10 protein-coding genes are annotated in these 12,635 nt (G+C 63.0%); 7 read left to right on the top strand and 3 right to left on the bottom strand.

What is annotated here, in order from left to right:
• Positions 1-216: 216 nt before the first annotated feature.
• From fliF to ACMYR2_RS03885, 7 genes are all read left to right on the top strand, one after another.
• The gene (fliF, locus tag ACMYR2_RS03915) at positions 217-1,848 is read left to right on the top strand and encodes a flagellar basal-body MS-ring/collar protein FliF (RefSeq protein WP_347263596.1); all 1,632 of its coding nucleotides are present in this window, start codon (positions 217-219) and stop codon (positions 1,846-1,848) included.
• 6 nt (positions 1,849-1,854) lie between these two features.
• A complete protein-coding gene (fliG, locus tag ACMYR2_RS03910) occupies positions 1,855-2,946 on the top strand; it encodes a flagellar motor switch protein FliG (protein WP_347263595.1) in 1,092 nt (363 codons plus the stop codon).
• Positions 2,946-3,575 carry a FliH/SctL family protein gene (locus tag ACMYR2_RS03905; RefSeq protein WP_347263594.1) on the top strand — a complete coding sequence of 210 codons (630 nt, stop codon included), beginning with the start codon at positions 2,946-2,948 and terminating at the stop codon, positions 3,573-3,575. The genes fliG and ACMYR2_RS03905 overlap by 1 nt, the downstream gene beginning before the upstream one ends.
• A gap of 17 nt (positions 3,576-3,592) precedes the next feature.
• Entirely contained in the window at positions 3,593-3,943 is a 351-nt protein-coding gene (gene fliN / locus ACMYR2_RS03900; RefSeq protein WP_011313924.1) for a flagellar motor switch protein FliN, read from the top strand.
• Positions 3,944-3,985: 42 nt separating this feature from the next.
• Positions 3,986-5,365, top strand: a complete 1,380-nt coding sequence (locus tag ACMYR2_RS03895) for a sigma 54-interacting transcriptional regulator (protein WP_416193710.1) — start codon at positions 3,986-3,988, stop codon at positions 5,363-5,365.
• Between the two features lie 113 nt (positions 5,366-5,478).
• Positions 5,479-6,588 carry an ATP-dependent DNA helicase gene (locus ACMYR2_RS03890; protein ID WP_347264522.1) on the top strand — a complete coding sequence of 370 codons (1,110 nt, stop codon included), beginning with the start codon at positions 5,479-5,481 and terminating at the stop codon, positions 6,586-6,588.
• A 293-nt stretch (positions 6,589-6,881) separates the two neighbouring features.
• On the top strand, positions 6,882-7,262 hold the full coding sequence (locus ACMYR2_RS03885) for a BA14K family protein (protein WP_347264523.1): 381 nt from the start codon (positions 6,882-6,884) through the stop codon (positions 7,260-7,262).
• Positions 7,263-7,474: 212 nt separating this feature from the next.
• Here ACMYR2_RS03885 and metB read toward each other — a convergent pair whose 3' ends face one another.
• The 3 genes from metB to ACMYR2_RS03870 form a co-directional block, all read right to left on the bottom strand.
• A complete protein-coding gene (gene metB, locus ACMYR2_RS03880) occupies positions 7,475-8,659 on the bottom strand; it encodes a cystathionine gamma-synthase (protein ID WP_416193709.1) in 1,185 nt (394 codons plus the stop codon).
• Positions 8,660-8,892: 233 nt separating this feature from the next.
• Positions 8,893-10,623 (bottom strand): NADPH-dependent assimilatory sulfite reductase hemoprotein subunit, encoded by a 1,731-nt coding sequence (locus ACMYR2_RS03875; RefSeq protein ID WP_347264525.1) that lies wholly within the window; start codon positions 10,621-10,623, stop codon positions 8,893-8,895.
• Between the two features lie 10 nt (positions 10,624-10,633).
• Positions 10,634-12,463, bottom strand: a complete 1,830-nt coding sequence (locus ACMYR2_RS03870; RefSeq protein WP_347264526.1) for an assimilatory sulfite reductase (NADPH) flavoprotein subunit — start codon at positions 12,461-12,463, stop codon at positions 10,634-10,636.
• Positions 12,464-12,635 lie beyond the last annotated feature (172 nt).

Below are 12,635 nucleotides of genomic sequence, written 5' to 3'. Positions count from 1 at the left end.
CATAGAGCCACGCTTCTGATTCCATCAGAAGCGGAAAGGCTCTAGGACGTCTCCTTCAGGATGCTTCACATTCAGAACCGGCATTCGAGCGAATGCCGGTTCTTTTGTTTTGCAATTTCGTCACGGGTCTTAACCACCGTTAACCATATCGAAACCATACCATAGGCAATATTTGCCGAGCCGGCCTTCCAGGGCCGGGTCCGAGGGGCTGGTTCGTTGCAAGGTCTGCTGGCATTTCTGAAAGGCCTGGGAGCATCGCGGCTGATGGCGATGGTCGCGGTCGCCGCCGTGCTGATCGGTTTCTTCGCTTTCGTCATCATGCGCGTCACGACGCCGCAGATGACGACTCTCTTCACCGACCTCAGCGTCGAGGACTCCTCCGGCATCATCAAGGACCTCGAACGCCAGGCCATTCCCTTCGAGCTTCGTAACGACGGCGCCGTGATCATGGTGCCGAAGGACAAGGTGACGCGGCTGCGGATGAAGCTCGCCGAGGCGGGCCTGCCCAAGGGCGGTGGCGTCGGCTATGAAATTTTCGACAAGTCGGATGCGCTCGGCACCACCAGCTTCGTCCAGAACATCAATCGGCTGCGCGCGCTGGAAGGCGAACTCGCGCGCACCATCCGCGCCATCGACCGCGTTCAGGACGCCCGCGTCCACCTGGTGCTGCCCGAGCGGCCGCTCTTTACGCGCGAAGCGCCTCAGCCTTCGGCTTCGATCGTGCTGCGCGTCCGGGGCGGCCTCGAACCGCAACAGATACGCGCCATCCGCCATCTCGTCGCCTCCGCCGTCAACGGGCTGAAGCCGCAGCGGGTCTCCATCGTCGACGAAACCGGTCAGTTGCTTGCCGACGGCTCGACGACCGATGCCGACGGCGTGACCGGAGACGAGCGGCGCGCCGCATTCGAAAAGCGCATGCGCAGTCAGGTCGAGGCGATCGTATCGTCGGTGGTTGGAAACGGACGCGCTCGCGTCCAGCTCTCCGCCGACTTCGATTACAACAAGATCACCCAGACCTCGGACAAATTCGATCCGGAAGGACGGGTGCTGCGATCCAGCCAGACCCGCGAGGAATCCTCCCTGACGGCCGACAATAACGGTCAGGTCACGGTCAACAACGAGCTGCCCGGCAATCAGCCATCGGACAATCCGAACACCGCGCGCGACCAGAGCAAAAAGAGCGAGGAAACCAACAACTACGAGATTTCACGAACCACCAAGACCGAGGTGACCGAGGCAGGCCGCGTCAACCGCATTTCGGTCGCCGTTCTCGTCGACGGCACCTACACTAGGAATGACCAGGGCCAGACGGTTTACGCGGAACGCAGCAAGGAGCAGCTCGACCGCATCGCAACGCTGGTACGCTCGGCGATTGGTTTCGATCAGAAGCGCGGCGACCAAGTCGAGGTGGTCAACCTCAAATTCGCCGAGCCGCCCGCGGCCATGCCGCTCGGCGAGCCGGCGGGGTTGCTGGGAATGATGACGTTGACCAAGGACGACGTGATGTATGTCGTCGAGCTCGGCGTCATGGCGCTGCTTGGCCTCGTGGTGACGTTCATGGTGATCCGCCCGCTGGTCCAGCGCATCCTGGCCGCTGAGCCCGCCGCTCCCAGCGCGCCGCCGGCCGCCGCGCTCCCGGTCCCGGCGCCGGCCGCCGCAAGCGTTCAACCCGCGGAAACCGGGCAAAATCTCATCCCCGGCAGCAACGCCACCGCGCAACTGATCGACGTTGCCCAGGTGCAGGGGCAGGTCCATGCGCAGTCGGTGCACCGGGTCGGTGAACTGGCGGAGCGCAACCCGGCCGAAACCGCTTCCATCATCCGCCAATGGCTCGCCGAACCCGCGTAACCTGACATGACCGTCCCGCAAACCACCACCAACGCAAACGCCAACGATATCAACAGCGTCGTCGCCTCGCTTGCGAGCCGGCAAAGCACCCGGCCCAAGTCCAGGCCGATGAGCGGGCCGCAACGGGCGGCCGTGATGATGCTGGCGCTTGGCGAACAGCACGGCGGCAAGGTGTGGGCCATGCTGGACGACGACGAGGTGCGCGATCTGTCGCTGGCCATGTCGACGCTCGGCACGGTCGAGGCCGATGTGGTCGAGGACCTGCTGCTCGAATTCGTCTCGCGGATGTCGGCGTCCGGCGCGCTGATGGGCAATTTCGACGCGACCGAGCGGCTTCTGAATCAATACCTGCCCGCCGAACGCGTGAGCGGCATCATGGATGAGATCCGTGGCCCGGCCGGCCGCAACATGTGGGAGAAGCTGTCAAACGTTCAGGAGGAAGTCCTCGCGAACTATCTCAAGAACGAATATCCGCAGACCATCGCGGTGGTGCTGTCGAAGCTGAAGCCCGAACATGCCGCGCGGGTGCTGGCCATCCTCCCCGAGGACATGGCGCTCGACGTGGTCGGCCGGATGCTCCGGATGGAAGCGGTGCAGAAGGAAGTGATCGAGCGCGTCGAGCAGACGCTGCGCAGCGAATTCATGTCCAACCTGTCACAGACCCGCCGCCGCGACGCTCACGAGGTGATGGCGGAAATCTTCAACAACTTCGACCGCCAGACCGAGACCCGCTTCATCACCGCGCTGGAAGACGAAAACCGCGAGTCCGCCGAACGCATCAAGGCGCTGATGTTCACCTTCGACGATCTCGTGAAGCTCGACGCGGGCTCGGCGCAGACCCTGATGCGGCACGTCGACAAGGACAAGCTCGGCATCGCGCTGAAGAGCGCCAACGAAGAGGTCCGCGCCTTCTTCATGGGCAACATGTCGACGCGCGCCGCGAAAATGCTGATGGACGACATGGCGGCGCTCGGGCCGGTGCGGCTGCGCGACGTCGACGAGGCGCAGGCGCTGCTCGTCAATCTCGCCAAGGATCTCGCGGCCAAGGGCGAGATCATGCTCTCGAAAAACCGCGCCGACGACGAGCTGGTCTACTGATGGGCGCTCCGGCGAAATTCCTGTTCGATACGGACTTCTCGGCTCCGCATAAGTCGAGGGAGCGGGCGCCGACGGCTCTTGAGATCGCGCAGAAGATCGCCGCCGCCGAGGCCGCGGCCTATCAAAAGGGATTTGACGCCGCGCAGCGCGAAGCCAAGGTGCAGGGCGATCGCCGCATGGCGGCGGCGATCGAGGGCATCGCCGCGGGCATCAAGGCTGTTGCCGAACGATTTGCTGGCATCGAAGCGCGGATGGAGACCGAAGCGGTCGATGTCGCGGTTGCGGCCGCGCGCAAGCTGTGCAGCGCATTGATCGCAGCCGAGCCGTCGGCTGATATCATCGCGCTGGTCCGCGACAGTATCCGGCACCTGGTGTCGACGCCGCATCTGGTGGTCCGGATCAACGATCAACTCTATGACGCGGCACGCGATCACATCGAACGCCTGGCCAAGCAAACCGGGTTCACCGGACAACTCGTCATCCTTGCCGAACCCGATGTCGCGACAGGCGATTGCAGGATCGAATGGGCCGACGGAGGAATCGTGCTGGAACGGGCGGCCATCGACGCCAGGATCGACGAACTGGTGCGCGGCTACATGGCGTCACGCAAATCGAACAGCACTCCCTGAAGGCATGGTAGCGAACAATGAGCGATAACGACACCCAGGTTCCGCTTCCCGACCTCAACGCTGCTGATGCGCCGTCGATCGACGACGTCGGATACAGCGAGGACGAGCAGGTCTCGCGGGTCGCTTCCGACCTCGAGGCCGTGTTCGACGTGCCCGTCCAGGTGTCCGCCGTGCTCGGCCGCTCCAGGATGGACGTCGGCGCGCTGCTCAAGCTCGGACCCGGCAGCGTTCTGGAACTCGACAGGCGAGTCGGGGAAGCCATCGATATTTACGTCAACAACCGGCTCGTGGCGCGCGGCGAGGTGGTTCTCGTGGAAGACAAGCTCGGCGTGACCATGACTGAAATCATCAAGGCCGAGAAAGCCTGACCGCCAGCGCTACGGGCACGGGAACACTAACAGGAGCAGATCATGCGGCTTCTCATTGTTGGCTCATTGAAAGGCCAGCTCACGACCGCCACCAAGATCGCCATGGACAATGGCGCCTCCGTCACGCACGCCGAAAACAACGAACAGGCGATGGCGGTGGTGCGCGGCGGCAAGGGCGCCGATCTCCTGCTGGTGGATGTCGGTCTCGATATCCGCGACCTCGTGATCCGGCTCGAGGCGGAGCATATTCACGTTCCGATCGTAGCCTGCGGCATCGTCAGCGATGCGCGCGCGGCGGTCGCGGCGATTCAGGCCGGGGCCAAGGAATACATCCCGCTGCCGCCTGACCCGGAGCTGATCGCCGCGGTCCTCGCCGCGGTGGCGAACGATTCCCGCGATCTGGTCTACCGCGACGAAGCGATGGCAAGGGTCATCAAGCTGGCGCAGCAGATCGCAGGCTCCGACGCCTCGGTCATGATCACCGGCGAATCCGGGACCGGAAAGGAAGTGCTGGCGCGCCATGTGCATGCGCGCTCGAACCGGGCCAAGCGGCCGTTCATCTCGATCAACTGCGCGGCGATCCCCGAGCACCTGCTGGAATCCGAACTGTTCGGTCATGAGAAAGGCGCGTTCACCGGGGCTATCGCGCGCCGGATCGGCAAGTTCGAGGAAGCCAGCGGCGGCACGCTGCTGCTCGACGAAATATCCGAGATGGACGTCCGGCTGCAGTCCAAGCTGCTGCGCGCCATCCAGGAACGGGTGATCGACCGTGTCGGCGGCGCCCGCCCGGTGCCGGTGGATATCCGCATCATCGCGACCTCCAACCGCAATCTTGCGGACGCCGTGCGGCAGGGCACCTTCCGCGAGGATCTGCTGTTCCGCCTCAATGTCGTCAACCTGAAGATACCGCCGCTGCGCGAGCGTCCCGCCGATATTCTCGAACTGGCGCAGTATTTTATCAGGAAATATGCCGCGGCCAACGGCGTGCCGGCACGCCCGATTTCAGCGGACGCGCGGCGCGTGCTGACCGCCAACCGCTGGCAGGGTAATGTCCGCGAGCTGGAAAACACCATCCACCGCGCGGTGCTGATGGCCAATGGCGACGAAATCGGCGCCGACGCCATCCTGACGCCCGAGGGCGACCGTCTCGATCTCGCCAGGACCGCGCCGGCGGTGGCCCACGCCACGCTCGCCGCCGAGCAGGTGACGCGCGCGCTGGTCGGCCGCACCGTCGCCGACGTCGAGCGCGACATGATCCTGGAAACGCTTAAGCACTGCCTCGGCAACCGGACTCATGCCGCCAACATCCTCGGCATCTCGATCCGCACCCTGCGCAACAAGCTGAACGAATACGCCGACGAGGGCATCGCGATCACGCCCGCCGGCAACGGCGACCACCGCGCATTCATACCAACGGCCTGACTATCCGAATGCCGAGCGAGGGCAATCCGCCTTGCGCTCGCTCCGCGAATGGTTAGCTTTCGAAGACCCTGAGTCGCGGCATCGCCCCGCTGGCTCCCTCACGCTTCGAGATCATGACCTCCTTCACGCCGCATCAGGATACAGCGCTGAAAGCCGTCGCCGACTGGCTCAAAGCCAAACCCGGCAGGAACGGCACGCCTGCCGTCTTTCGCCTGTTCGGCTATGCCGGGACCGGCAAGACCACGCTGGCGCGTCATATCGCTGACGGCGTCGACGGAGAGGTCAAGTTCGCGGCTTTCACCGGCAAGGCCGCGCTGGTGATGCGCAACAAGGGCTGCGAGGGCGCATCGACGATTCATTCGCTGATCTACCGCACCCGCGAATCCGGCGAGGAGCAGCCGAGTTTCGAACTGTGGGACGACGCGCCCGCCTCGAAGGCCAGGCTCATCGTGATCGACGAATGCTCGATGGTCGACGCGGAGCTGGGCCGCGATCTGATGTCGTTCGACTGTCCCCTGCTCGTGCTGGGCGATCCCGCGCAACTGCCGCCGATCCAGGGCGCCGGCTTCTTCACCAACGCCAGCCCGGACGCGATGCTGACCGATGTACACCGGCAGGCGAAGGATGACCCGATCGTGCGCATGTCCATGGATGTGCGCGAGGGACGCGAGCTCGACATCGGCCGCTACGGCGAAAGCGAGGTCGTGCCGCGCGGCGAGCTCGATCCAGCGCGTGTGATGGATGCCGACCAGGTGCTGGTCGGGCGCAACAACACCCGGCGCGCCTACAACATGCGGATGCGGCAGCGGCAAAACATCGAGGATCCGCTGCCGGTGGCGGGCGACAAGCTGGTCTGTCTGCGCAACAACCGCAAGAAGGCGCTTTTTAACGGCGGACTGTGGCGCGTGAAGGCGCGCGCCGTGTCAAAGTCAAAGATCATCACGATGCGGCTGTCGCCCGATGAGGAATTTGCGCACAAGGTGACGAAAGTCTCGGTGCGGCATGACTGTTTCGCCGGAGGCATCGAGGATATTCCATGGGAGCAGCGCAAGCCTTACGACGAGTTCGACTACGGCTATGTCCTGACGGTGCATAAGTCGCAGGGGTCGCAATGGGACGACGTCGTTCTGTTCGACGAGAGCTTCGCCTTTCAGGACAGCCGCGCGCGATGGCTGTACACGGGCATCACCCGCGCGGCGAAACGGCTGAGCGTCGTGGTGTAACGGCTCATCCGCAAACCGGCATCACCGCATCGCATATCCAGTCAAGCGGGCCAGCTTGCCATTACGTCGTCATCGAACTAAGAAAAATGAACCGTAAGGTGGCCATCAAGCACTAACACAATGCAATGATCGGTCACATGAAATTACAGACCTCGCGGTAATTCGGAGCCTCGCCGGTATGTAACCTCACGATCATGTGACACTCTGAATATGTGACACTCTGAACATGTGACATTCTGAACAAATGCTTCGAGTAATGTCTCGGCCATAATTCCCACCGTTGAGGAGCTTGAATGATGCGATCGAAAATTCTGTTGACGGCGCTGTTCGCCGGTTCCGTGGCGCTCACGTTTTCCGTTCCGGCGACCTCGGCGCCGCTCATGGCTCAGTCCGGCATGAGCACTGGCCCGTCCTCGATCGAGACCGTTCAGTATTATCGTCGCGGGTATTATGGCCGTGGGTATTATGGCCCGGGTTACGGAGGCGGAGCCGGAGCGTTGATCGGCGGCCTGGCGGCTGGAGCCATTGTCGGCGGCGCGATTGCCGCCGGCCAGGCCAATGCGGCCGCAGCGGCGCAACAGAACGCGGCCTACTGCGCGCAGCGCTTCCGTTCCTACGATCCGAGATCCGGAACGTATCTCGGCACGGACGGCTATCGTCATCCCTGTCCGTAACGGGCGGTATTCGATCGGCGCGACGATAGCGTCTTCTAGAGCCTTTTCGCTTCCGATTGAATCAGAAGCGAGGCTCTATGATATTGATTTGACACGTTTTCATCACGCGAACCGGATTCCACTTCGCTCGAAAACGCTATAATTAACGCGGAGCCAGCCGGCTCCGCGTTTTTCTTGCTTGTTTGTCCTGAGGATGACTCCGGCGTCGCGATTCAGGCGCTCGCCTTCGATCGAACTGGTCGATCGATCGTGGCAAGAGCCTGATCCAGATCGGCGATCAGATCAGCGGCATCCTCCAGGCCGATCGAAAGCCGGATAAGACCGCTGGTGATCCCGGCGGCCTTGCGCGCTTCTTCCGACATTCCGGCATGGGTCATCGTGGCCGGATGAGCCACCAGGCTCTCGGTGCCGCCGAGCGATTCCGCGAAGCAGAAAAGCCGCACCGCTTCTACAAAGCGGCCAGCTTCCACCTCGCCTCCTCTCAGCTCGAAACTGAGCATCGCGCCGAATCCGGATTGCTGGGCTTTGGCGACAGCATGTCCCGAATGCGACGGCAGCCCCGGATAGTGACAGGCCGCGACAAGAGGATGCGAGAGAAGAAACTCGGCAACCGCCTGCGCGTTGCGTTGCTGACATTCCACGCGTGGAAACAGCGTGCGGATGCCGCGAAGCGCCAGGAAGGAATCGAACGGCGCTCCCGTCGTGCCGACGATATTGGCCCAGGTCTCCAACGCTTCGGCGTCAGCGGGATCGGCTGAGATCACGGCGCCGCCGACGATGTCCGAATGGCCATTGAGATATTTCGTCGTCGAATGAATGACGAAGTCCGCGCCCAACGCGATCGGCCGCTGCAGCGCGGGCGACAGGAAGGTATTGTCAACGGCGACCTTGGCGCCGACCGTTTTCGCCTGAGCGACGATCGCCCGGATGTCGACGATGCGCATCAAGGGATTGCTCGGGGTCTCGATCAGGACAAGCCGGGGCTTATCCTTCAAGGCGGACGCCAGCGCCGCCTGATCGTTCTGATCGACAAAGCGCACCTTGAAGTGCCCGCGGTCGCGGCGGTTCAGAAGCAGGCGGTGAGTGCCGCCGTAACAATCATGCGGCACGATCACGGTATCATCGCTTGAGAGTTGCGACAGCACCAGATCGATCGCCGCCATTCCGGAGGACACCACCACCGCGCCCGCGCCGCCCTCGAGCTTGGCGAGGGTATCCGCCAGCAGCGTCCGCGTGGGATTACTGGTGCGGGTATAGTCGTGCGGACCTTTGCGCCCGAATCCGGGCCAGGTGAAAGTGCTCGACAGACAGATCGGCGGCGTCACCGCTCCGAAAGTATCTTCCGCCGCGATGCCGTTGGCGGCCGCGATAGTTCTCGGATTCATGGATTCGGACATGACGTTCGTGGACTTTCGATGAAAATGCGCGGATCCGCGACGATTCCGTGCAGAATATCACGGCCGGCCGATCCCAGCCTATTTAAAGCACTTCCGTCGAAACACAACGACTCCGGAACGCCGGCGCAGTTCGCCGCGCACGGATTACAAGGAGGATGCGCCGTTACGGGGCAGCGCCATCTTCTCGCTTCGAACAAAGGCCGGTTCGCGGGCATCAGCCCGCAGGCCCCGGCTCAATCGTTGAAGAACCGCCCTTCCTTCACCTCAGGGACATAGCCGGCGCGAATGGCGAAATCGCCGAAGTGCTCGCCGGGCTTGCGGTCGCGGGCATAATGGCCGAGCGTCTTGTCGAGCGTCTCGAGAATCACAGGTTCGCCGACATTCTCCAGGTACATCTTGTTGAGCCGCTCGCCGTGGAAGCCGCCGCCGAGATAGAGATTGTACTTGCCAGGCGCGCGGCCGGTGAGGCCGATCTCGGCGATATAGGGACGCGCGCAGCCGTTCGGGCATCCGGTCATCCGGATGGTGATCGGATCGTCCTTCAACCCATAAGTATTCAGGATCGCCTCGATCTTGGTGATGAGATCCGGCAGATAGCGCTCGCTTTCGGCCATCGCCAGACCGCATGTCGGCAGCGCGACGCAGGCCATCGAGTTGAGGCGCAGGCTGCTGCGGGTCTCGAACTGATCGAGGCCGTACTCCTTCATCAGCGCCTCGATCTCCGGCCGATCCTTGGGATCGATATCGGCAATGATGAGATTCTGGTTCGGCGTAACGCGGAACATGCCTTTGTGAACCTGCGCGATGGCGCGCAAGCCATCCATCATCGGATGATCCGGCGCATTGATCACGCGGCCGTTCTGGATGAACAGGACGCAATGCTCGCGACCATCCTCACCCTTGACCCAACCGAGCGGATCACCGTTCGAGGTGAAGGCGTAGGGTTGCTCGGGCTTGAGCGCGAAGCCGAGACGGCGTTCGGTTTCCGCCTTGATCCAGTCGAGGCCCTTTTCATCGATGGTGTATTTGAATCGGGCGTGCAGGCGGTCGAGACGGTCGCCATAATCGCGCTGGACCGACATCACCGCGTCGATCGTCGGAAACAGCTTGTCCGCGTCGATATAACCGATCACGCTGGCCAGGCGAGGATAGGTCTTCGGCGACTGATCGGTCCGACCGAGGCCGCCTCCGATGGCGACGTTGAAGCCCTTCAGCTTGCCGCGCTGCGCGATGGCGATGAAGCCTAGGTCCTGGCCGTAGACGTCGATATCGTTGCTGGGCGGGATCGCGAAGCCGATCTTGAACTTCCGCGGCATGTAGGTGTGTCCGTAGAACGGCTCCTCCGGCCCGTCGGTTTGCTCGCGCTCGGCTTCGTACCAGATTTCCTTGTAGGCGCCGGTCCTGTGCACCGCGTGGTCGCTCGCGCGTTTGGCGAGCGCATAAACCTCGGCGTGCAGCTTCGACAGATCGGGATTGACGGTGCTCATGACGCCGCGGGTGTCGTCGCCGCAGGCCGCCCTGGTGTCGAGCAGGATATCGCGCAGTCCCTGGATCAGGCTGCGCAGGTTATCCTTCATGACGCGGTGGAACTGGAACGTCTGGCGCGTGGTCAGCCGCAGCGTGTCGCCCGCGTAGTTGCGCGCAAGCTCGTCGAGTTTCAGCCACTGGCCGGGACTGCACACACCACCCGGCAGCCGCACGCGCACCATGAACGAGAACGCCGCTTCCAGTTTCTGACGCCGGCGCTCGTCGCGGATATCCCGGTCGTCCTGCTGATAGATTCCGAAGAACTTCATCAGCTTGGCGTCGTTCGCCGTCACCGCCGACGTGATCTCGTCGGCCAGGCTCTGCTTGATCGTGCCGCGCAGATAGTCGCTATTGGCCTTCAGCGTCTCGTCCGGCCCGAGCTTGTCAAGCGGCTGGGAAACATCGCGGCTGCGATCGGGTTGTGTCTTTGCGTCCACCAAACTGGCCTCAATAAACGTCGAGCCGATAACGGCGATCACGCTGCAGCGCCGAGAGATAGGCGCCGGCCTCGTCACGGTCGAGACCGCCATGTTCGGCAACGATATCAGTCAACGCCGCATGAACATCAGGCGCCATGTGGGCGCTATCGCCGCAAACGTAGAGATACGCGCCTTCCTCGAGCCATGCGTAGACATCACGCCCCTGCCGGCGCAGACGATCCTGCACATAGGTCTTGGGCGCGGCGTCCCGCGAGAACGCCAGATCGAGCCGGCTCAGCACGCCGTTCTTGATCAGCTCCTGCCACTCGACCTGATAGAGGAAGTCGCTGCGGAAATTGCGCTCACCGAAAAACAGCCATGACCGGCCGGACGCGCCGCGGGCCTCACGTTCCTGCATGAAAGCGCGGTACGGCGCGACGCCGGTGCCGGCGCCGATCATCAGGATCGGCACATCGTCATCGGGCAGATGGAAGTGATCGTTGGACTGGATATAGACCGGGATCGTGGCGTCCACCTCGGTGCGCGACGCGAGATAGCCGGATGCGACGCCGGTGCGCGGCACGTCGTGCAGCGCATAACGCACCGTGCTGACCGTAAGATGCGCCTCGTCCGGAGCGGCGGCGAGGCTCGAGGCGATCGAGTAGAGCCGCGGCTGCAACGGCCGAAGACCCGCAACGAACTTTGCGGCGTCGATGCCCGGCGCCGGAAACCGGCCGACGACATCGAGGATGTGATGATTGTGCAGGAAGGCGGCGCGCGCCTCCTTTTGATCAGGCGCGCGCAACGCCTGCAGTTCATCGGAGCCGGTGATCTCGGCCCAATGATCGAGAAAACGCGGCGTGAGCGCCGTGATCTCGAACGTTCCGCCCAGCGCCTCGCCGAGGCTTATCGTACCCTGCTTCACCGTTATGGAGCTATCGGCGGACAGCGACAGTTTCTCAAGCACGGCTTCCACCAGCGCCGGATCGTTACGCGGCGCCACGCCGAGCGCATCCCCCGGCTGATAGATCAAGCCCGAATCCGCCAGAGACAATTCGATGTGGCGCGTTTCCTTGGTCGATCCGCGCCCAGTCAGCACGATATTGTCGATGACGGCGGCCTGAAACGGATTCTTCTTGTCGAATACCGCTGACGGCGGCGCATCGCCGCGCGCCACGACCGGAGCGGAGACGGACGCCTGCGCGGCGGGCGCGAGATCGGCTATGACCGTCGATATCCACGCTTCCGCGGCATCCTCATAATCGACATCGCAGTCGACGCGATCGGCAAGGCGCTGCGCCCCCAGTTCCTCCAGCCGCCGGTCGATCCGCTTGCCGGCCTCGCAATATTTTTCATAGGTCGAATCGCCCAGCGCCAGCACCGCAAAGCGCAGTTGCGGCAGCTTGGGGGCCTTGCGGCTCTCCAGAAACTCGAAGAAACCGACGGCTGTCTGCGGCGCATCACCCTCGCCGTGGGTGCTGGTGATGACGAGTAGGTCCTGCTCGTCCTTGAGGCCGCGCGTCTTGTACTCCGCCATATCGGCGAGACGCGCCTGGATTCCCTGGGCTGTGGCCTTGTCGACCAGCGCCTTCGCGAGAGTCTTGCTGTTTCCGGTCTCGCTTGCGAACAGGACCGTCAGGAGCCGCGTCGCAGCTGCGCCGGCGGCGCTGCCCTGCGAAGGCGGTGCAAGCTCCGCGATCTCCCCTGCCGCAGCGCCAGCCCGAGCCCGATGACTGAGACCCGCGAAATAGCCGCTGATCCAGATCGCCTGTTCATGACTGAGAGACGTCGCGAGCTGGTTGACCTGCGTCCACTGATCCGTCGTGAGTGCTGAACCTGGAAATTCCAATTTTGTCATCGCAAGCAAAACCTCGGGAGCGAACTGCCGGCCGCCACGATTGACACTTCACAGGTCTGGTCGAGACGCCGCACGAAATGGAAAGCCACTGCATCCGCTTCGACAATTCGGCCCTTTGAATAGGGCTGGTTCGCCGAAGAAAACAAGCATTATTGAAAACAAAGAATAATAC

The sequence above is a fragment of the Nitrobacter sp. TKz-YC01 genome, assembly GCF_047824785.1.
Lineage (GTDB): Bacteria > Pseudomonadota > Alphaproteobacteria > Rhizobiales > Xanthobacteraceae > Nitrobacter.
This window is presented reverse-complemented; position numbering and strand designations above follow the sequence as displayed.

Bases quoted from the DNA above. Each gene is read 5' to 3' on its own strand.
- fliG (WP_347263595.1), top strand. From the start codon at position 1,855: ATGACCGTCCCGCAAACCACCACCAACGCAAACGCCAACGATATCAAC.
- ACMYR2_RS03905 (WP_347263594.1), top strand. From the start codon at position 2,946: ATGGGCGCTCCGGCGAAATTCCTGTTCGATACGGACTTCTCGGCTCCG.
- fliN (WP_011313924.1), top strand. From the start codon at position 3,593: ATGAGCGATAACGACACCCAGGTTCCGCTTCCCGACCTCAACGCTGCT.
- ACMYR2_RS03895 (WP_416193710.1), top strand. From the start codon at position 3,986: ATGCGGCTTCTCATTGTTGGCTCATTGAAAGGCCAGCTCACGACCGCC.
- ACMYR2_RS03890 (WP_347264522.1), top strand. From the start codon at position 5,479: ATGACCTCCTTCACGCCGCATCAGGATACAGCGCTGAAAGCCGTCGCC.
- ACMYR2_RS03885 (WP_347264523.1), top strand. From the start codon at position 6,882: ATGATGCGATCGAAAATTCTGTTGACGGCGCTGTTCGCCGGTTCCGTG.
- metB (WP_416193709.1), bottom strand. From the start codon at position 8,659: ATGTCCGAATCCATGAATCCGAGAACTATCGCGGCCGCCAACGGCATC.
- ACMYR2_RS03870 (WP_347264526.1), bottom strand. From the start codon at position 12,463: ATGACAAAATTGGAATTTCCAGGTTCAGCACTCACGACGGATCAGTGG.